15 protein-coding genes are annotated in these 21,251 nt (G+C 66.1%); 4 read left to right on the top strand and 11 right to left on the bottom strand.

Going from position 1 to position 21,251, the window contains the following annotated elements; translation table 11 throughout:
- Positions 1-94: 94 nt before the first annotated feature.
- From CKO15_RS08375 to hemH, 11 genes are all read right to left on the bottom strand, one after another.
- Entirely contained in the window at positions 95-4,612 is a 4,518-nt protein-coding gene (locus CKO15_RS08375; RefSeq protein ID WP_200194992.1) for a chemotaxis protein CheB, read from the bottom strand.
- Between the two features lie 90 nt (positions 4,613-4,702).
- Positions 4,703-6,067, bottom strand: coding sequence for an ABC transporter ATP-binding protein (locus CKO15_RS08370; protein ID WP_242464663.1), 1,365 nt, complete (start codon positions 6,065-6,067; stop codon positions 4,703-4,705).
- Between the two features lie 93 nt (positions 6,068-6,160).
- On the bottom strand, positions 6,161-8,095 hold the full coding sequence (locus tag CKO15_RS08365; protein WP_200194990.1) for a proton-conducting transporter transmembrane domain-containing protein: 1,935 nt from the start codon (positions 8,093-8,095) through the stop codon (positions 6,161-6,163).
- Positions 8,092-9,630 (bottom strand): complex I subunit 5 family protein, encoded by a 1,539-nt coding sequence (locus tag CKO15_RS08360; protein WP_200195024.1) that lies wholly within the window; start codon positions 9,628-9,630, stop codon positions 8,092-8,094. Before CKO15_RS08360 ends, CKO15_RS08365 begins: the two co-directional genes overlap by 4 nt.
- 52 nt (positions 9,631-9,682) lie before the next feature.
- Positions 9,683-11,212 (bottom strand): complex I subunit 5 family protein, encoded by a 1,530-nt coding sequence (locus CKO15_RS08355; RefSeq protein ID WP_242464662.1) that lies wholly within the window; start codon positions 11,210-11,212, stop codon positions 9,683-9,685.
- Positions 11,209-11,661 (bottom strand): NADH-quinone oxidoreductase subunit K, encoded by a 453-nt coding sequence (locus CKO15_RS14525; RefSeq protein ID WP_200194988.1) that lies wholly within the window; start codon positions 11,659-11,661, stop codon positions 11,209-11,211. Before CKO15_RS14525 ends, CKO15_RS08355 begins: the two co-directional genes overlap by 4 nt.
- Positions 11,661-12,734 (bottom strand): hydrogenase subunit MbhD domain-containing protein, encoded by a 1,074-nt coding sequence (locus tag CKO15_RS08345; protein ID WP_338036027.1) that lies wholly within the window; start codon positions 12,732-12,734, stop codon positions 11,661-11,663. The genes CKO15_RS14525 and CKO15_RS08345 overlap by 1 nt, the downstream gene beginning before the upstream one ends.
- Complete coding sequence (locus CKO15_RS08340; RefSeq protein ID WP_200194986.1) at positions 12,731-13,045, bottom strand: cation:proton antiporter; 315 nt, start codon at positions 13,043-13,045, stop codon at positions 12,731-12,733. The genes CKO15_RS08345 and CKO15_RS08340 overlap by 4 nt, the downstream gene beginning before the upstream one ends.
- 132 nt (positions 13,046-13,177) lie before the next feature.
- Complete coding sequence (locus CKO15_RS08335) at positions 13,178-13,381, bottom strand: MrpF/PhaF family protein (RefSeq protein ID WP_200195018.1); 204 nt, start codon at positions 13,379-13,381, stop codon at positions 13,178-13,180.
- 56 nt (positions 13,382-13,437) lie between these two features.
- Positions 13,438-14,067 carry a Na+/H+ antiporter subunit E gene (locus CKO15_RS08330; protein ID WP_200194984.1) on the bottom strand — a complete coding sequence of 210 codons (630 nt, stop codon included), beginning with the start codon at positions 14,065-14,067 and terminating at the stop codon, positions 13,438-13,440.
- Positions 14,068-14,169: 102 nt separating this feature from the next.
- Complete coding sequence (gene hemH, locus CKO15_RS08325; protein ID WP_200194982.1) at positions 14,170-15,288, bottom strand: ferrochelatase; 1,119 nt, start codon at positions 15,286-15,288, stop codon at positions 14,170-14,172.
- 98 nt (positions 15,289-15,386) lie between these two features.
- On the opposite strand from hemH, the gene CKO15_RS08320 reads away from it, so the two are divergent.
- From CKO15_RS08320 to pap, 4 genes are all read left to right on the top strand, one after another.
- Positions 15,387-16,394, top strand: a complete 1,008-nt coding sequence (locus CKO15_RS08320) for an NAD-dependent epimerase (RefSeq protein WP_200194980.1) — start codon at positions 15,387-15,389, stop codon at positions 16,392-16,394.
- A 2-nt stretch (positions 16,395-16,396) separates the two neighbouring features.
- On the top strand, positions 16,397-17,719 hold the full coding sequence (aepX, locus tag CKO15_RS08315; protein ID WP_200194978.1) for a phosphoenolpyruvate mutase: 1,323 nt from the start codon (positions 16,397-16,399) through the stop codon (positions 17,717-17,719).
- 109 nt (positions 17,720-17,828) lie between these two features.
- Positions 17,829-19,577: a BCCT family transporter gene (locus CKO15_RS08310; RefSeq protein WP_200194976.1), complete on the top strand. Its 1,749-nt coding sequence runs from the start codon at positions 17,829-17,831 to the stop codon at positions 19,575-19,577.
- 28 nt (positions 19,578-19,605) lie between these two features.
- Positions 19,606-21,120 (top strand): polyphosphate:AMP phosphotransferase, encoded by a 1,515-nt coding sequence (pap, locus tag CKO15_RS08305; protein ID WP_200194974.1) that lies wholly within the window; start codon positions 19,606-19,608, stop codon positions 21,118-21,120.
- The last annotated feature ends 131 nt before the right edge of the window (positions 21,121-21,251 follow it).

Below are 21,251 nucleotides of genomic sequence, written 5' to 3'. Positions count from 1 at the left end.
CACGGATGCGATGTGGCGGCTATAGTAATGCGGCCGCTGGGAGGTGTCAAACGCTTTGCTAGCGGCCCTATCAAACGCTTCGCTAGCGGGCCTATCAGACGCCCGGCTCACGCGCCACCACCAGCAGCCGCTCTAGATCTTCAAGCCGGAACGGCTTCACCAGGTACTCACTAAAGCCCTCGCGCCGCGCCCGCTCCTGCTGCTGCTCTAAGGCATCGGCGCTGACCGCCACCACCGGGATGCCGTCAGCAGCGCCCGACTCGCGCAGTGCGGCCATGATATCGAAGCCGGTCATATCGGGCAGATGCAAATCGAGCAGGATCAGGTCGAGCGCCTCCCGCTGCGCAGCAGCAATGCCTTCGGCGCCGGTCGCCGCCTCGATCAGCTCGACGTTGCTCCGCCGCCGGATCAGCCCGCGCACCAAGGTCATATTCAGCTCGTTGTCCTCGACGTAGAGGACCCGGATCAGGGGCTCCGTGGTGCCCTCTGCCGCCGCGCCCGCACCAGCCTCAGCAGTGCTGCCTACCGCCGCACTGGGACCTGTCCTTGGAGACTGCCCCGGAGACTGCCCTGGAGACCCGGCTGCGGGCCGCTCCGGCTCGCTGCGTAGCGCCGGCGGCGCAGCCCGCGGCAACTGCAGCCGGAAGGTGCTCCCCTCGCCCGGAGCACTGCGGTGCAACCGCAGCCGCCCGCCCATCAGCTGCGCTAAGTGTTGCGAGACGACCAGGCCGATCCCGCTGCCCTCAATGGTGCTGCGCTCCTGCCCGAGACGTTCAAAGGGGCGAAAGAGGCGCTGCTGCCGCTCGGCGTCGATCCCGTAGCCGGTGTCGGTGACATCGACCGTGACCCAGCCACTCTCCTCGCAGCGGACCGTCAGCGTCACCGCACCACCACGGCGGTTGTATTTCACCGCATTGGAGAGCAAGTTCGTGAAGATCTGCCGGGCACGCACCGGATCGACCTCGACCCACGCCGCCTCATCAAGCTGCGTCTCGATCTTGATCTCGCTCGCCTGCGAATCGGCCCAGACAAAGGCGATGCACTGTTCAATGAGCGGCGCCAGCGCCCGAGGCTCCGGGTGAACCGCGAGCTGCCCGGCCTCAATCCGCGCCAGATCAAGCACCTCGTTGACCAGATCGCGCAGAAACCAGCCCGCGTGGAGGACGTGCTGGTAGTAGCGCTGCCGAGTCTCGGCATCGGGCTCGCCGTCGCCGCGTAGCAGCTGCGTGAAGCCGAGGATGGCGTTGAGCGGGGTGCGCAGCTCGTGGCTCATCGAGGAGAGGAACTCGGTCTTAGCAAGGCTGGCCGCCTCGGCTTCGGCCTTCGCCTGCAGCAGTTCATGCCGCGCCTTCTCGGCTGCACTGACATCGGTCTGAATGCCTAAGTAGTGGGTCACCTGCCCTTGCTCATCGCGAATCGGGGTAATCCGCAAATGGTTCGGGAAGGTGCTGCCGTCTTTGCGGTAGTTGATCAGGGTGACCTCGACGGCCTCTTGGCGCTGCAGGGCGTCGCGCAGCACGACTTTGGCATCGGCGTCGGTCTCCGGCCCCTGCAAGATGCGGCAGTTCTCGCCGTAGATCTCGTCGGCGGTGTAGCCGGTCAGCTCGGTAAAGGCGCGGTTGCAGTAGATGATCGGGTGATCGTCGGCGGTGGCATCGGTCAGCACCATCCCCTCGGAGGCCGAATCAAGCGCCTGCGCCTGCAAACGGGCCTGCGAGACCGCCTGCCACCACTCGGTGACCTCCAGGGCGAGGGTGCAGACGATATCGAGCTCGCCGCTATCAGGGTCGACCAAGATCGGGATGCGGTAGATCCACAGCCGCCGCTCGCGGCCATTGACCGTCAGGCTGCGCTCGACCACCGACGAGCCTAGCGTCTCGCGCGCCTCGTGATCGCCAGCAAGCAACTCATCGGCCGCCTCGGCCGGCAACACCTCGTGCGGGACGCTGTCCAGGGCCGCCCCCGGATCGAGCTGGAAGAAGCGCTCAAAGGCCGGATTGACAAAGCGGAAGCGGCCATCTTCGGCGGTAAAGGCGGCGAGCAGCGGGGCGTGGCGCAACACCCCAACCAACCGCGCCTGAGTCTCACGCAACCCCTGCTCGGCGCGAATCACCCCACTTTGATTGACCATAAAGAGGACACAGCCACAGATCCGCCCGTGATGATCGCGGTAGGGGTGCAGGCGCAACAGAAAGCCCTCGCCCGCGACGTCGATCTGCTCCTCCTGCGGCGCCCCCTGCCGCAAGACCCGCTGCACGCGCTCGACCAAACCGTCGACGCCGAGCTTGGTGCTGATCATCGTGATCGGCATACCGAGGCGTTCGCCTTCAAGGCCGAAGAAGCAGCGCGCGGCGCTATTGATCTGCTTGATGCAGAGCTGATCGTCGAGCACCAGCAGCGGATCGCCGAGACTGTCCATGACGTTGTTAAGATCGTCGTAGGCGGCCGAAAGCTCCTCGCTGCGACGGTTCAGCTCTTCGTTGACCGTTGTCAACTCTTCGTTGGTCGACTGCAGCTCCTCGTTGCTCGTCTCAAGCTCTTCGTTGGTCGATTGCAGCTCTTCGTTCGACGACTGCAGCTCCTCGTTGGTCGACTGCAGCTCTTGATTGGCGCGTTCGAGCTCCTCGGTGATGATGTTGAGGTGTTCGCGGGTTGCGGTCAGCTCCGCCTGCAGCACCTCGATGACGCGCTGTGCCGCATCGTCGGCATCGGCGATCGCGAACTGCGGGTCGATGGCGACGGCGACCGGCTCGAAGAAGACCAGGTAGTGCACGGCATCGCCGGAACCGGCACCGGAGACCGGTACCACACGCAGTCGCACGCGGTGATCCATTCCAGCGACGGCAACCGGGCTGCCCTCCTGAACACAGCCTTCGCGGTGGCTGCGCGCCAACAGGGTGACAAAATCGGAGCGCAGCTCCTCGCAGACCATCGACTGCGCCCCGAGGTTAATCTCGCCATCGGGCAAGCCCATATACGGGGAGGCACGATCGCTGCGCACCACCGTCCCGGAGGCATCGACGAGGACGCTCGGCGGGGCGTAGGCTTGCATCGTCGCCTCGGCGACCCGCTCGATGAGCCCCTGCTGGCTCTTCCGCCGCCCCGCCTGCGCACCCCCTGCCCCAACGGCCGTACCGCCGTGCCGGCGCTGGCCGCCGCCAAAGTGCGGCTGCATCGACTGTACATCGCTGCGCCGCTGATAGAGCCGCTGCGTCGAATCGAGCGGTGTATAGAGGTAGTCGCGGCCACTGACGCCTTCAGCCCGCCCGAGAAAGAGCCGCCCCGATTGGCGCAGTGCGTAGTGGAAGAGCTCAAGGAGTCGGTGCTGCGTCTCAGGGCGCATGTAGATCAACACGTTGCGGCAGCTGATTAGATCGAGGCGGGTAAAGGGCGGATCGTTGAGCAGATCCTGCCGGGCAAAGACCATCATCTCGCGCAGCAACTTAACGACCCGTACCTGGCCCGCCTCGCGGGTAAAGTACTTCTCAACCAGATGCCGCGGCAGATCGTGTACGGCACCGGCCGGATAGAGACCGAGGCGCGCCTCGTTCAGCGCCTCCTCATCGAGATCGGTGGCAAAGATCTGTATCGAGTAGTTTGAACGCTGCTCACCGAGCGCTTCAGCGAGCAGGATTCCGATGGAGTAAGCCTCCTCACCCGTTGCGCACCCCGGCACCCAGACCCGCAGTTCATGACCGCAGGTGCGGTGCTGGACCATTGACTCAAGCACCCGCTGCAACGCTTGGAAAGCGGGCCGGTCGCGGAAGAATTCGGTCACCGAGATCAGCAACTCGCGGCAGAGCCGATCCATCTCGCTCTCGTCCTCGACCAGCAGCCGCTCGTAGGCTTCAAGATCGGGGCTGCCGGTGGCGACTAAGCGCCGGTGCAGGCGCCGCTGCACGGTCGGCTCGCGGTAAGCGCTCAGATCCATGCGCCGGTCGCGGTAGACTCGCTGCATGATCCGCTCAAGGGCATCGCCGCCGGTGATGACCTCCTCGGCCTGCAGCGCGCCAGCAGCCAACCAGCAGAGGCGCTCGGCGATACCGGCGAGCGTCGGCACAGCATCGGCACAGCCGGTATCGAGGGCAGCGCGCGGCATCCCGTCGTAGAGCGCAGTCTTCGGCTCTTGGACGAAGACGACGCCGCCAGCGGCCTTGATCGCCCGCACCCCAGCCGCGCCATCGCTGCCGGTGCCAGAGAGCACAACACCGGCACACGACTCGGCACGCTCGGCGGCCAGCGAGCGAAAGAGGCGATCGGCCGAGGGTTTCGGCATGATGCGATCGGGCGGCGGCAGCAGGCGAATCCGCCCCTCTTCGACGATCACATCGTTATTCGAGGGAGTGACGTAGACCGTCCCGGGCACAATCAGCGCGCCATCTTCGGCGGCACAGACGGTCAGCTTGGCCTCGGCGGCTAGCAGTTCGGGCAGGATACTGCGATGGTGGGGCGAGAGGTGCTGCGCGACGATGATCGCCAGATCACACTCTTCGGGCAGATGGCGCAACAGCTCACGCAACGCCTCCAGGCCACCGGCAGAGGCCGCCACACCGACCAGCAGCGGGGCCTCGTCGTCGCTCTGCTCACCAAGATGGAGGGGTGGTTCCGTCACCTTCGTTCGCCTTCAGCTGCCCATGTCTACACGACCCCGCCCCGATCAAAACACGTTCGGCGCACCGTAGCAATAGGCTCCTACCCGCACCTACCCGTAAGCAGCCTCGGGCAGTGGCGCTGCCGCGGTAACCTCGCCCTCCTCCGCGCGGCAGCAGCCGGTCGGCTGCTCGGTCTTGGCAAAGGCGACGATACGCGTCGGCTGCAGCTTTAGACCGACCTCGCTGCCGATCTTGTAATCGTGCGTGCTCGGGGCGAACGCAAGCAGCTCGTGACCGCTCGGCAGGCGCAGGGTGTAGAGGCTATCGAGCCCCCTGAAGGCCTTTTTGATTACGCGCCCGTGAAACGCCGCCGGGGCCACCCCCATCTTGACCTCGTAGGGCCGCACCAGCACCTCAAGGGCGGTGCCGCGCGGCCATGGGATCTCATCGGGAGTGCCGTGCAGCATGCCGACCTCGGTGCGCACCCGTTCGGCGTCGAAGACCGTACCGTCGATCATGCTGCCAAAGCCGATAAAGTCGCCGACGAAGGGGTGTTTCGGGTGGTGGTAGAGGTTATAGGGGGTGTCCCACTGCACCAGCTCGCCGTTGCGCATCAGACCGATCTCGTCGGCCATAGCGAAGGCCTCGTGCTGATCGTGGGTGACTAAGATGGCGCTCACGCCCTGATGGCGAAAGATCTCCTGGAATTGGCGACTCAGGCGCTCGCGCAGTTCGGTATCGAGATTAGAGAAGGGCTCATCGAGCAGCACCAGATCGGGACGCGGGGCCACCGCGCGCGCTAGGGCGACGCGCTGCTGCTGCCCGCCCGAGAGTTCGTGCGGATAGCGCTTGCCGTACCCATCCAGATCGATCAATTCGAGCAGTTCATCGGCGCGTCGATCGCGCTCACGGCGACTCATCCGGCGCAGTCCGAAGGTGATGTTGCGCTGGATATTGAGGTGGGGAAAGAGCGCATAGTCCTGGAAGACCATGCTCATGCGGCGACGCTCGGGGGGGAGTGTATACCCCGGGGCGGAGATCACCTCGTTGCGCAGACGGACCACCCCCTGACACAGCGGCTCAAAGCCGGCGATGGTGCGCAGTGTTGTCGTCTTGCCACAGCCGCTCGGGCCGAGGAGACACGCGATCCGCCCCGGCTCCAGGGTGAAGCTGAGGTTGGTGACGGCAACGACATCGCAGTAGCAGCAGCGGACCTGATGGAGCTCAAGGAGCGGCGCTGGGGCCGTCGTGGGCTCAGCTGATACGCTTGACTTCGTCGCTCGCGCAGTGCGAGACCTCTGAGCAGACCCCGTCTGCTGGGGCTTCTGCTGGGGCTTCTGCTGGATCTTCTGGTTCTTTTGAGGTGCCTGAGCCTTTTCGGAGGCTTGAGTCTTCTCAGTCTTCTGGGTCGTCATCGCACACTTCGTCTGCTGCGCCGGCGTGCTGCCGGCTGGGCGGTTGCTGAGCTGTCGCATCGCCAGATCGTCGTCAAGCCATCATGCAAGATCTGCAAATAGTTCTCAATACCGAAGGCGACTCGCGCTGCAGATTGCGCTCACTTGCCCAACTCACCGCCCCGCCCACATGCCGAGCACGCTGATCCCAAGCACCAGCACCAGGAAGAGCGCGCCGGCCATCGCCAGGGCCACGAGGCGGCTCTCGATCGCCGCCGACCAGCGCGCCCCGACCACACCCCAGGCCGGCAGCGGCGGTCGCGGCGGAGCCCGACGCCAAAGCCGACGCAGTCGCCGCGCCAAGCGCACGCCACCGAGGAGCGCGGGTTTGATCCAGTCGCCTTCGGGGACCGTCCAGGGCTGCCCGCGACTGTCGCGACTGTGGCTGTCTATGTAGTCTCGTATGCGGTCTCGTGTGTGATCATCACCTCTGTTGCCGCTGCGGGACTTCAGCGAACGCCGCCACAGTGCGTACCCCCCGAAGAGCGCTGCCACCACCAGCGCACTGCCGAGCAGCAGCGGCCAGGCCGCCGCCCACAACGCACTCGGCTGCAGTGCCGCGCTCAGCAGCGTCGGGCAGCAGCGCCCGGCCAGCAGCCACGGCACCGTCAGCGAAGCGGCCACGGTAAAGAGGACGGTCGCGCGCGTCAGCCACTCCCCGCCCCGCTGCTCGCCCTCCTGCGGCGACTCTACCCCCTGCCGATAGAGCAGCCAGAGCAGCCGCGCCATCAGGAGCGTCGTCAGCAGCGAGGCGAAGCTGAGAGAGAGCACCAGGGCTTCCAGTGCGGCCGCCTCGCCCACCTCCTTTAGGCCCGCCTTCGCCACCGCCCCACTGCTCAGCGGCGCTCCGGCTAACGCGAGCGCCGGCAGCAGCGCATACCGCCACGCCGAACGGCGCCCCGCAAAGGCACAGCTCAAAAAGAGCGCCCCCTTCGCCAGCCCGTGGTGGACGGCAAAGAGCAGTGCGGCAGCAAACGCCACCGGGGCGGCGGCCGGCACCAGCGCGGCCAACCCCACCATGGCGATCAGCAGCCCCATTTGACTGACCGTCGAGTAGGCGAGCACGGTCTTCGCCCGCCGCTGCGTCAGACCGACCAGATTCGCATAGAGCACGGTCACGACGGCGACGGCGAGTGCTGCCGCCGCGAAGGTCGGCCACACCGCCTCACCGAGCGGCAGCAGCCGCAACCAGCCGACCAGCGCCGCTTTAACCAGCAACCCGGAGAGCAGCGCACTCGCCGGGATTGGGGCGGCCGGATGGGCCAGTGGCAGCCAGACGTGCAGCGGCACCGCCCCGGCCTTGACCGCAAAGCCGACCCCGAGCAGCAGCACCAACCAATCGCTGAAGGGGTGCGCGGCGATGATCTCCGGCACCGCGCTCAACTGCGGATTGCCAGCCGCCCCGGCGATCATCAACACCGCACTGAGCAGCACCCCCTCGGCCAGCACCGCCATCGCCAGGTAGACGCGTCCGGCGCGCTGCGCCTGCGGGGTCTGCTGATGGATGATCAGCGGGTAGGCGGCCAGCGTCATGGTGGCGTAGGCGAAGTAGAAGGTCGCTAAGTCGGCCGCCAACACGACCGTCGTAAAGGCCGCAAGCGTCACCGCCAGCGCCGCCCCAAAGCGCCCGCAGTGGCGATCTGCCGCTGTCGTCACCACCGCTTGGGCCACCGCTGCGACCCACAACAGTGCCGTTAAGAGCAGCAGCAGCGCGCTCGCCGCATCGACCTGCAGGCGCACATGGAGCAGCAGCCACGGCAACTCGAAGGTCAAGCGGGCGCCGCTCGCCTCGCCTCCGAGTCCTCCGAATCCTCCGAATCCTCCGAGTCCGCCAGGGCCGCCAAGGCCAGCGAGCCCAACCAGCCCACCCGGCTGTCCGACCACCCACAAGGCCGGGATCAGCAGCAGCGCCCCAGAGGCGGCCAGCAGCCACCCCGCGCGCCGCCCCCAGCGCGGCCCGCCGAAACCAATCAGCGGGGCCAGTAGCAGCGGCAACAGCGCCAGCACCGGTAGCCACCACGCTACACCGTGGCTCGCTGCAATATTCACGGCAGCACGTACTCCTGTTCGACGATGCGCTCCGCCCAGCTCAGCGGCGAGATCGGCGAGGCGGCCAGCACGCCGGCAAAGAGCGCCGCCAGGGCGGTGATCAGCGGCGGCCACAGCAGCCACGGATGCGCCTCTAAGCGCCGACCGCGCAGACGCAGCCGCTCCGACGGCGCCCCTGGCGGCGACGGCAGCAGCCAGATCCGCCGCAGCACCGGCAGGAAGTAGGCGGCATTGAGCAGCGTACTGCAGACCAGCACGCCGATGATCCAGTACCACCCCTGCTGGTACGCTCCCAGCCCCAGGTGCCACTTGCTGATAAAGCCGGCCAACGGCGGCAGCCCGATCATCCCCAGCGCCCCGATGGTGAAGGCGACCGAGGTCCACGGCATCCGCCAGCCGACCCCGTTGAGCTGATCGATGCGGTGGATGCCGAGTTTCTCGGCGTAGTTGCCGGCGCAGAAGAAGAGCGTGATCTTCATCAGGCCCTGATGGACCAGGTGGACGATGCCGCCGACGAGCCCGACCGCCCCTCCCATGGCGACACCGAGGGTGATGAAAGAGACCTGACTGACGGTCGAAAAGGCCAGACGGCGCTTGATATCACGCTGTGCCAGGGCACGCAGTGAGCCGTAGAGGATCGTCACCGCCGCGACCGCCGCCAGCACCGGTGTAACCCCCAACTCAAGAGCCAAGTCGGCGCCGTAGACGTCTTGGACGATGCGGATCACCCCGTAGGCGCCCGCCTTCACCACCGCCACCGCATGGAGCAAGGCGCTGACCGGCGCCGGCGCCACCATAGCGATCGGCAGCCAACCGTGCAGCGGCACCAACGCCGCCTTAACCGCGACCCCGGCGAGCAGCAGCGCCAACACCACGGTAGCCGCCCGCGGCGACTCGGCAGCCCACGCCGCCACCGCCTCCATCCCCCCGGGGGCGAAGGCTTGATCGCCGACCCCGGCGTAGAGCCCGACCACCCCGCAGAGCAGCAGCGCCCCGCCGCCCAGGGTATAGCGCAGATAGGTACGCCCGGCGGCCAAGGCAGCCGGATGGCCACGATGGACCACCAGCGGATAGGTCGCCAGCGTCAGCGCCTCGTAGAAGATAAAAAAGGTAAAGAGATTGCCAGCTAAGGCGATCCCGGCCGTCGCCGCGACACAGAGGGAGAAAAAACCGAAAAAACGCGCCCGCTGCCCGGAGTTTTCGAGATAGGCAATGGCGTAGAGTGTTGTGAGCAGCCACAGCGCCGCCGAGAGTAGCGCGAAGAAGAGCGCCAGTGGATCGGCACTCAGGCGCAGCGTCACGCCGGGAAGGACGGGCCAGCTGACGGTGAGGACAACCCCCTGTACCACGGCGTAGACCATTACCGCGACGAGAGCGAGCTTGATCGTCGCCCCGAAGAGATTCCAAAAGGTGCGCTGGCGGCGGCGGTGATCGCGCAGACCGAAGATGATCACGGCGGTCAAGGCCGAGACGATCAGGGTGATCAGCGGCAGCGCCTGATAGAGCGACTGCTGAACCGACCCCGCTGTCGCCATCCACTCCCCCATCACACGCTCCATGCCCACCCCTTCCATACCTGCCATACGGTCACTCCGCCCATTGGGTAACGATCTCCGGAGCGCCGTGGGCGAGCAGCTGCAGCAGCGGCATACCGCTGACGCCGAGCAGCAGCGCCAACAGCGCCAGCACCACCGGCGTCCACTCCATGATGCGCGGTAAGCGGCGCGGCGCACGCAGCTCGACCCAGCCGCTCGGCGGCGCGGCGTGCACGTAGGCCAACACGCGGAAGGCGTAGACGGCGGCCAGCAGCCCGCCGACGATGACCACCGCCGCCCACAGCCACTGCTCGGCGGCGATCGCGCCACTGAGCAGCAGCCACTTCGAGAGGAATCCGCCGGTCGGCGGCATCCCCATCAAGCTGGCAAAGGCCAGGGCCAGCGCCAGCATCGAGACCGAGAGGTAGGGCGTCAGACCGCGCAGCCCTTCGAGCCGGTCGTGGCCAAGGGCGTAGATCATATTCCCGGCGGCCAAGAAGGCGGCGGCCTTCGCCAGCCCGTGCACCACCGCGTGGTAAGCGGCCCCTTGCCACGCCGGCAATGCCGCCGCCGGCAGCACCACCAGCGGCAAGAGCAGCAGCAGATAGCCGAACTGGGCGATGGTCGAGTAGGCAATCACCGGTTTAAGGCGTGGCTGGCGCATCGCCTGGACCGCGCCGTAGACGATCGCCACCGCTCCGATGCCACCGATCAGCCACCCCATCGGGGCGGTGAGCAGCACTGGGAAGACCCACAGCCACAGCCGCAGCACCAGGTAGACGACGGCCTTGGCAACGAGGGCCGAGAGGGCTGCGCTCGCCGGTGCCGGGGCATTGCTGTGCGCCGGCATCAGCCAGATGTGCAGCGGGAAGATCGCCGCCTTGGCAAAGAGCCCAGCGGTGATCAGCGCGGCAGCAATGGCCGCCGTGGCGTCGGCCTCAAGCAGTGCGCCGACCTCTTGGAGATGCAGCGAGCCGGTCGCCCCGTAGAGCAGCGCCACCCCGAGCAGGTAGGCCAACGAGCCGAGCAGGGCGAGCAGCATGTAGCGAAGCGCGGCGCTGAGCGCGGCGCGATCGGCGGCCATCGCCGCCAACGGCGCCCCGGTCAGCGTCAGCAGCTCAAGCATCACGTAGAGGTTAAAGAGATCGGCGGAGATAAAGATGCCGTTGAGCGTCGCCCACTGGATCAGCCACAGCGGCCAGAAGTGCTCCAGGGAGAGCCCCTTGCCGCGCAGATAGGGGCCGGCATAGAGGGTCACCGCCAAGCCGACCACCGCCGTAAGCGCGATCATGACCGCCGCGAAGCCGTCGGCGTAGAGCTCGATACCGAGCGGCGGCTGCCAGCCGCCCAGGTGGTGCGACTGCGGCCCGCCGTTCGCCACCCCGAAGATCAGCACCACGGCTGCTGCTACGGTGAGTGCCGCCCCCAGCGGCGGCAGCCACGGCGCCCGCGTGCTGCCGACCCAAAAGACCAACAGCGCGGTCAGCAGCGGGACAAAGAAGACCAGCGGCAGCGCCAGCTCGGCGCTCGCGGTCAGTAGCTCGGCGGTCATCAATCCGGAGTCCGCGAACTCGCTGCTCATTGCGCGCCCTCATCGGAGCGGCGGTCCTCATCGGAACGGCGGCGTGCGCCCTGGCGCCGTTCGGGCTGCCCCGGAGGCGGCCCGCCACCGGAGCGGCGGTCTGCGAGCGAGCGCCGGTTGAGCAGGCCGGGGGCCAAGGCCTCTTCCGACTCTTCGTCCTCAGGCAGGTGCGTTAACCCGGTCGCTGCGTGGTAGCGCCGCGCCAAGACCAGTGCAAAGGCGGTCGCGCTGACTGCGATGACGATACCGGTAAGCACCATGGCGTGCGGAACCGGATCGACGTAGTCGGGATGGCGGCGGGCCAAGGCGACGAGCAGCAAGAAGACCGAGCTGCCGAGGATATTGACCGCCAACACCCGGCGCAGCAGGTGGCGCTGGGTGATCAAACCGTAGATGCCGATTCCGGTCAGGGCACCGGCGACCAGGGCGTAGAAGGCCGCTTGACTCATCAGCGCACCTCCTGGCGCAGCCCACCCGAGCCGCTAAAGAGCAACGCCAACGGCAAAGCGATCGAGAGCGTCAGCACCGTCTCGATCAACAGGATCAGGCGGTAGTCCCAGCCAGGCGGATACTCAAGCACCGCCCCGGCCAGCCCGGCGCCGGCCAGTCCGATGGCACTAAAGAGGACCACCCCACCGACCAGGACGCTGCGCTCCAGCAGGGTCGGCTCTAGGCGTGGGCGCAGCCGCCCGGTCAGACGCAGCAGCACGGCGAGCGCTGCCAACACCGCCCCGGCTTGAAACGCCCCACCCGGCTGATGGCCACCGGCCCAGAGCAGGTAGCCGGTGACCAGCACCGCCATCGGTGCGATGAAGGCGATCAGCGGTCCGACCAGCAACGGCTCGCGCTGGCTCGCCCGCAGCCAATCGCCCGGGCCGGCGTGATCGAGTTCCTGCGCCACCACCCGGGCGGCGAGAAAGGCGACAAAGAGCACCACCACCTCGCCGATCGTATCGATGCTGCGAAAGTTCAACAGCACCGCGGTGACGGGATTCTCGACCCCGCTCTCGGCCAGCTGCTCAAGGGCCAGCCGCCCGGCGGTCTGCTCGGGCGGCTGCAGACCGACCGCCACCCAGCCGATGCCAGCGACCAGCAACCCCGCGAGCGCGGCGGCGAACAGCGCCGCCCAGCGCGGCACGGTCATCGGAGGCGCACCCGCCGGTGGGGTGATCGGCGCATGCGGCCCCTCCTCCCCATCGGTACCGATCAGGTTGCGGTAGGCGGAGAGCAGCAGTGCGCCGGTCAGCCCGGCCCCGATCGCCGCCTCGGCCAAGGCCAAATCGGGGGCGGCCAGCCGCGCCCACGCCACTGCCATGAGCAGACCGTAGATGATAAAGAGCACCACACTGCGAAAGAGCTGTCGCCCGGCCACGACCTGATAGGCAAGCCCGAGCAGCCCGAGCGCCAGCAGCCCGTCGAAGGCCCACCAGAGCAGCGCGGCGATCTCTAGGTCGGTTGCGGCACCGGTTGCGGCACCGGTTGCGGCACCGCTTACGGCATCATCGGCCAGCGCACGGATCACGGCGGCATCCTCCGCACCCCGCCACCGAGGCGCAGCGAGAAGCGGGCGATCAGGTGGGCCGAAACGGTCGCCGCGAGCTGCGCCAAGGCCCAAATCAGGGCGATCTTCGCCACCGCCCAGCCCGACTCGGCCTGCAGCATCAACCCCAGGGCGATGCAGCCGAGACCGACGTTATCGGCCTTAGTCAGCGCGTGCAGCCGGGCGAAGCAGTTATTAAAGCGCAGCAGACCGACGGTGCCCGTCAGAAAGAAGAGCGCCCCGAGCAGCAGCAGCCCGATACTGACTAGATCGATCAGGTCGATCGTCTCCATGGTCGAACTCTCTTTATTCGGCGGCTTATTCGGCGGCCCCTCGCAGCGGGAGTCTCAGTGACCCACCCGCTAGTGATCCGCTAGTGATTCGCTGCCCTCCAAAGCGGCTCGTTAGGGTCCCAATGCGACCCGCTAGCGGCCCTTAAAGCGCCGCGGCAGCCGCGTAAAGGCGAGCGCAACCACCGCCGCCAGTAGCGTGAAGAGCAGCGCCACATCGCGCAGAGCCGACAGCGCCATCGCCTCAGCAAGCAGCAGCAGCACCGCCACTGTTGTCGTCCCAAAGAGCAAGGCAGCGAGCATCCGATCCGCCGCCGTCGGCCCGAAGTAGACGCGCATCAGGCCGACGAGCAGATTCAGCAGCAGAAAGACCGCCAGTCCCGTGTATAAGAGCGTCACGATCTCCCCCTACTCCCGCCGCTTGGCCCGGTGCGGGTCCCGGCGCTTTGTCCACTGCTTGCCTCACTGCTTGCCTCACTGCTTCCCTCGCCACTTTGCCCGCTCGTTGTACCCATCTTGGCCGTTTCATTCGTTTCGCCCGACTCGCCCGACTCGCCCGACTCGCCCGTAGCAAGGCAACCGTAGAGCACACCGATGTGCGACTCCAGCCGCCTGATCTCGGGCTCGGCGTCTGGGACAATGACGTGGACCACCAATTCATCGCCGTAGAGATCGGCCGCCAGCGTGCCGGGCAACAGGCTCACCAGCGCCACCATCGCCACCCGCGGCTCCCCCGACGGCAGGCGCAGCCGGTAACTCATCCAGCCAGGATGCAACGGCAGACGCGGGTGCAGCGCGCGGTAGCCGACATCGATCGCCCCGATCAGGGAGCGCTGCAGGAAGAAGAGAATAAAGCGCGGCATGCGCAGCCAGCGCCAACGGTGCGTCCACGGGCCGACGTAGAGCACGGCGGCAAACGCCGCGGCGAGCACCGTCACCAAACCGAACAGGCCACCGAGCGCCCCACCGGTGAGGATCAGCCACAGTGGTACAACCACTAACAGCGCCTTGAAATACCGCCGCATACGCCCTCTTCGCGCCCTCTTCGAAATAGCGCCGCAGCCCCCTCTTCTCGCGCTGCCCGCCCCACCCACGCCGCTGCGCTCACACGCCGCTGCGCTCGCTGTTCAGGCCTCCGCGCCGAGCTTACGCGCCCGCTCGGCACTCTCCTGCAGTCGCCACCGCTCCTCTTCCCAATTGCGGCTAGCCGCCGCCTCCGGCCACCCTTGGGCGTGGCGCAGAATCAGGCGCGCTAAGGCATCGACGTGGTCGTGCCGATCATTGAGTGCCGGAATATAGGCCAGGCGCTCGCCACCGGCCTCTTCGAAGTACTCTTGATTCTCACCCGCGATCTCCTCAAGCGTCTCCAGGCAGTCGGCGGCAAACCCCGGACAGACCACATCGAGGCGCTTGACTCCCAACTCGCGCGCCATGTGGACCACCGTCTCGTCGGTATACGGCTTCAGCCACTCCTCCTTGCCAAAGCGGGACTGGAAGGAGACCTCCCAACTCCCGGCGGGCAACTGCAACCGTTCGGCAAGCAGGCGTGCCGTCTTGTGGCACTGGCAGTAGTAGGGATCGCCGTTGAGCAGATAGCGCTGCGGCATGCCGTGGAAGGAGAAGAGCAGCCGCTCACCGCGCCCCTCGCGATCCCAGTGCTCGCGAATCGAGCGCACCAGGGCATCAAGATAGCCGGCATCGTCGTGGTACTGCCCGACCATGCGCAACTCCGGCACCCAGCGCCAGCGCATCAGCTCTTTGGCCACGGCGTCGAAGGTCGAGCCGGTGGTCGTCGCCGAGTACTGCGGATAGAGCGGCAGGACTAAGATGCGCTGTGCCCCCGCCTCGCGCAGCCGATGCAGCGCCTCGGCGATCGACGGATTGCCGTAGCGCATCCCCAGCTCGACGGCGAAGGGGCCGACCGCACTGCGCGCCTCAAGACGGCGGCGGATGCCGGCAACCTGGCGCTCGCCGATCGTCAACAGCGGCGAGCCATCGCTACGCCAGACCTCGCGGTAAGCCGCAGCCGACTTCTTCGGCCGGGTCCGCAGCACCAGCCCGAAGAGGATCGGCCACCAGCGCCACTTCGGGATCTCGATCACCCGTGGGTCGCCGAGGAACTCGCGCAAATAGCGACGCAGCGCAGTCGTCGTCGGTTCGTCCGGGGTGCCGAGGTTGGCTACTAAAACCCCCATCACCGGCATATCGTCGTGGCGAAACACGCTCTTGTTAGAGTAGAGTCTCATAGCAGGGGAAGCATACTGGCTTTGGACACTCACTCACAACGCTAGAGACTGACTCGCTCGCTGGGAACCCACTCAACTCACGGACCACACTCCTCATCATGAAATACCTCGTTACCGGCGCTGCCGGCTTTATCGGCTACCACACCGCCCGCGCCCTGCTTGAGCGCGGCGATACCGTCGTCGGCCTCGACAACCTCAACCCCTACTACGACCCCACGCTCAAAGAGGCCCGTCTGGCACAGCTGCAAGGGTACGATGCGTTCCGCTTCGTCCGCCTCGATCTCGCCGATCGCAGCGGCATGGCAGCGCTCTTTCGCCGCGAGGGCTTCCAGCGCGTCATCCACCTAGCCGCGCAAGCCGGCGTGCGCTACTCCCTGACCGATCCACACAGCTACGTCGACAGCAACGTCACCGGCACACTCAACGTCCTTGAGGGGTGCCGCTACAGCGAGGTCGAGCATCTCGCCTTCGCCTCGACGAGCTCGGTCTACGGCTCCCATACCGATATGCCGTTTAGTGAGCACCGGCACACCGATCACCCGCTCGCCATCTACGCCGCGACCAAAAGGGCCACCGAGCACATGGCGCACAGCTACGCCCACCTCTACCGCCTGCCGTGCACCGGGCTGCGCTTTTTTACCGTCTACGGCCCGTGGGGACGGCCCGACATGGCGCTCTTCCTCTTCACCCGCAACATGCTCGCTGGCGAGCCGATCGACGTCTACAACCACGGCAACCATCGCCGCGACTTTACCTATGTCGATGACATCGTCGACGGGGTGATCCGCGCCACCGACCGAATCGCCACCCCCAATCCGGAGTGGGACCCGGCCGCGCCCGACACCGCCACCTCGGATGCGCCGTGGCGGCTCTATAACATCGGCGCAACTAAAGCAGTGCCGCTGATGCGCTTCGTCGAGGTGCTGGAGCAGGAACTCGGCATCACCGCCGAGAAGCGCTTCCATCCGCTGCAGCCCGGCGACGTCCCCGAGACCCACGCCGACGCCTCCGACCTGACTCGGGATACCGGCTACCGACCACAGGTGAGCGTAGAGGCAGGGGTCAAGCGCTTCGTCGAGTGGTATCGCTGGTACCACCAGGTATAAAAATGCCACAAAAAAAAGACGCTACCGTCTACGTCGGCATGAGCGCCGACCTGGTGCATCCGGGTCACCTCAACATCCTGCGCGAAGCCCGTGAGCTTGGGCGCGTGGTCGTCGGGCTGTTGACCGATCGCGCCATCGCCTCGTACAAACGCCTGCCGCACATGACCTTTGAGCAGCGCAGAGAGGTCGTCGAAAACCTCAAAGGCGTCGATGAAGTCGTAGCTCAAGAGACGCTCGACTACGTACCGAACCTCAAGGCGCTCAAGCCCGATTACGTTGTCCACGGCGACGACTGGCGACAAGGGGTACAGAAGCAGACCCGCCAGCGTGTAATCGACACCCTGGCGCAGTGGGGCGGCGAGCTCGTCGAGATCCCCTATACACCCGACATCTCCTCGACCCAGCTCAACCGCAGCGTCCGCCAATTCGGGACTACACCAGGGCGGCGGCTCGGGCTGCTGCGCCGGCTGATCGACGCCAAGCCCATGGTGCGGCTTATGGAGGCCCACAACGGCCTGACCGGACTGATCGTCGAGAACGTAGTCCGTGAGGAAGAGGGCCAGCGGGTAGAATTCGACGGCATGTGGCTCTCCAGCCTGACCGACTCCACCGCCAAGGGCAAACCGGATATCGAGGCCGTTGATGTCACCTCGCGGATGCAGACCCTCTCGGACATCGTCGAGGTGACCACCAAACCGATCCTCTACGACGCCGATAGCGGCGGGCGGCCCGAACAGTTCGCCTTTACGGTCCGGACCCTGGAGCGATTCGGCGTCTCCGGGGCCGTCATCGAGGACAAAGTCGGCGCCAAGCGCAACTCCCTCTACGGCACTGAGGCCGCCCAGACCCAAGCCAGCATTGAGGAGATGGCCGAGAAGATCGGTGTGGGCAACCGCGCCAAGCTGACCACCGAATTTATGATCATCGCCCGCATCGAGAGCCTGATCCTCGGCCAGGGGCTCGACGATGCCCTGGAACGGGCGCGCGGCTACATCGACGCCGGCGCCGACGGTATCCTCATCCACAGCTGCCAACGCACCGCCGATGAGGTCGCAGCATTTGGGCAACGCTATCAGCGACTCGCCCATCGCGTGCCGTTGATTGCCGTGCCCTCGAGCTACAACGAGACCCATGAGCAGACGTTAGAGGCGTGCGGAGTCAACGTCGTGATCTACGCCAACCAGCTACTGCGCAGCGCCTACCCTGCCATGGTCAACACCGCCCAGTCGATTCTTGAACACCGACGCTCTAAGGAGGCCGAAGCGCAGCTGCTCTCCATCAAAGAGATCCTCGGTCTAGTCCCGGAGGGCGACTGGCTTCGATAAAACCGGGCGCGGCGGATGCGCCCGGCGAGTTCAAGCTTAATCCTCGATATACGCGTGATAGGATGGGCGCCCGTACTCACGAGAACCCACAACAAAATCTGCTGATGCGATGACAGGCAAAGGTCCCGGACCCGTCTTTTTGATCTCCCTCGGATTGCTGCTGGCCTTTGTGCTCCTGGGCACGCTCCGCCCGGATGAGTTCAGCCAGGTGGCCGATATCGCGCTCGGCTTCACCACCAGCCACTTCGGCTGGCTCTACCTCTTTGCGACCACCGGGTTTCTGCTTCTCTGTATCGGTCTTGCTGTGAGTCGCTACGGCAGCATTCGCTTAGGAGCCGACGGCGAGAGTCCGGAGTTCTCCTACCCGACCTGGCTAGGGATGATCTTCTCGGCCGGGATGGGGGTCGGCCTGGTCTTTTGGGGGGTCGCCGAGCCAATCACCCACTACGTCGACCCGCCGCTGGGCTACGCCGAGCCGCGCACACCGGAGGCGGCCAGCTTAGGCTTGCAGTATGCGGTCTTCCACTGGGGCTTTCATCAGTGGGCGAACTTCGCCATCGTCGGCTTGGCCATCGCCTATGTCCGGTTTCGACAGCAGCGCCCGGGGCTCATCAGTGAGGCCTTTCGCTCCACGCTCGGCGATCGCGTCGATGGCGGCTGGGGCCACACCATCAACATCCTCGCTGTGGTCTCGACGGTCTTCGGGGTCGCGACGACCCTCGGGCTCGGGGTGATCCAGATCAATAGCGGGCTGGGGACGGTCGCCGACGTCGCCTTCGGGATTGAGCCTCAGTTGATGATCCTGACCGGGATCACGATCATCTTTTTGCTCTGCGCCCTGACTCCCCTAGAGAGTGGGATTCGCCACGTCAGTGACGCGAATATGCTGCTAGCAGCCGCCCTGCTCCTCTTCGTCCTCTTCTTTGGGCCGACCGATTTCATTACCGCGGCGATGACCAATGCGATTGGGGACTACTTCTCCAACGCCATCGGCATGAGCTTGGTGATGACCCCCTACACCGAGGACACCTGGGTCGAGCGCTGGACCATCTTCTACTGGGCGTGGGGGCTCTCGTGGGCGCCCTTCGTCGGCAGTTTTATTGCGCGCATCTCGCGCGGACGAACCATTCGCGAGTTTGTCATCGGCGTCGTGGGTGTGCCGGTTCTCCTCAGCACGCTGTGGTTCTCGACCTTCGGCGGCTCGGCGCTCTACTTCGAGTTGTTTAAGCAAGCCGGGATTGGCGATGCGGTCGTGAATGAAATGAGCTCGGCGCTCTTTGCGACCTTGGATCAACTCCCGGCGAGCGGTCTGCTCGGCGTGCTGATGCTGGTGCTGATTGTGCTCTTCGTGGTCACCTCGGCGAACTCGGCCACCTTTGTACTCGGCATGTTCACCAGTCGCGGGGTGCTCTCCCCGCGGCGCTGGATCCGCGTCAGCTGGGGGGTGGTGCAGGTGCTGGTGGCGGCGACCTTGCTGCTCAGTGGCGGTCTGACCGCGCTGCAGACGGTGTCGATCGTAGCCGCCTTGCCCTTTATGGTGTTGATGATGTTCATGGCGGCTGCGCTGGTGAAGTCTTTGAGCAACGAGCTGCGCCAACAAGAGCTCCATGAGGCGTTAATGCGCGAGCGGCTTCAGCGCATGATCGAGCTGAGCGAGTCGGACCACCACGTCACGCCGCAGACGCTTGAGGAAGTCCTCTCGACCGAGGAGAGCACCGCCACCGCGCCGGAGGAGCCGGAGGACTACCCGCCGTGCGGCCCTGACGCCGAACCGCCGCACTACCCAAAGAGCCCGGAGGCTTCGGAGAGTTCAGTCGCCCCGAAGTCGGAGAAATCGGGGCCTTCCAGGAAGCCTTAGCAGTCACCGTAATCGAAGGGGGCAGCAAGTGGCCAAGAAAGAGACCTCGCTTCGCTACCGCCTGCTGTTGGCGCAATCGGAGATCGTGCACCGTGGCGAATTTCCGGTCATCCTCCTGACCGCTGGTATGCCCGGAGCCGGGGTCGGCGGCGTCCTTAATCACCTTAACCGCTCGTTCGACAATCGGGACATGGCCACCCACGCCTTCGCCGCCCCGAGCGAAGAGCAGCGCCAGCGCCCGGCGATGTGGCGCTACTGGCGCGCCCTGCCGCCGAAGGGCCGTTTTGCCATCTTCGTCGGCGCCTGGTACGACGACGCCTTTCTCGACTTCGCCGGCGGTCGTATCAGCGACGCCGGCCTGGACGAACGGCTCAAGACCATCGCCGGTTTCGAGCGCCAACTCGCCGCTGAAGGGGCCTTGATCGTCAAGATGTGGTATCCGATCGGCCGCGAGGCCCAGTACCAGAGACTCCGGAGCCTGGAGGCCGACCCCGAGCAGTGCTGGCGTGTCAGCGAGATCGACTGGCTGCGCCACGCCCAGTACGAAGCGCTCGATTTCGCCTCCTCCCGGGCGCAGCAAGAGACCCATGCCGCGTGGGCACCGTGGCACTGCATCGCTGAGCACGACCCCAGTGTGCGCGCAATCCACACCGCCACGATCATCGCCGAGGCCTGCGAGCGCCGCTTAGCCGGCGATGCGAAGGCAATCGCTGAGGCCGCCGACCTGCCGGCACCGTCGCGGCGCGCGCGCCACCCCGCGCAGCCCCGCCCGCCGGCTGCGATCAAAGGCACAAAGCCTAAAGGGAGCAAGCCTAAAGAGACGGAGACGGAGACGGAGCCAAAGGCAGAGAAAAAACGCCTCGATAAGAGCACCTACCGGGAGCGCTTGGCTGCAGCACAGGCGCGCCTCGATCGCCTGACACGCGCGGCGGCCTTTCAAAACCGCGCTGCCGTCGTCGTCTTCGAGGGCCAAGATGCCGCCGGCAAAGGCGGGGCCATCCACCGTCTGACCGAACCGCTCGACCCACGGCGCTACCGGGTGGTGCGGGTCGGCGCTCCCACCGACGAGGAGCACGCGCAGCCGTGGCTGTGGCGATTTTGGCGGCATCTTCCGCCGCGTGGCCGCTTGGCCATCTTCGATCGCTCCTGGTACGGTCGGGTTTTGGTCGAACGGGTCGAGGGGTTAGCGAGTCGGACGGCCTGGCAACGCGCCTATCACGAGATCAACGCCTTTGAGTCGCAGCTGCTCGAGTCTCAGATCCTGGTCGTTAAGATGTGGCTACAGATCGACGCCGATGAACAGCTGCGCCGCTTCAAGGCACGCAAAAAGGATCCCTACAAGCGCCACAAACTGACCGACGAGGATTGGCGCAACCGCGAAAAATGGGACGACTACGCAGCCGCCGTCGCCGATATGATCGCAGCGACCCACTCCCGCGGCGCCCCGTGGCTCTATCTGCCGGCGAACGACAAACGCACCGCCCGCGTCCAGGCCATCGAGCACCTGGCCGCGCGCATTGAGGAGGCGCTTGATCTTCACTGAGAGCACCGTTCCTAAAACCATAGAAAACCATTCCTACGGACGTAAGCCGAACAGTGCTGCTTACGATTAGCGGGTTGGAATCGCGCCAACCGCCGGCGAATGGATCGCCGCTCGCGCCGTGCCCGGAGGGG

Origin of the sequence: Halorhodospira abdelmalekii, assembly GCF_016583625.1 — a bacterium.
In the GTDB taxonomy this organism is placed as follows: domain Bacteria; phylum Pseudomonadota; class Gammaproteobacteria; order Nitrococcales; family Halorhodospiraceae; genus Halorhodospira; species Halorhodospira abdelmalekii.
The sequence above is the reverse complement of the archived record's forward strand: the minus strand, read 5'-3'. Positions and strand labels throughout refer to the sequence as shown.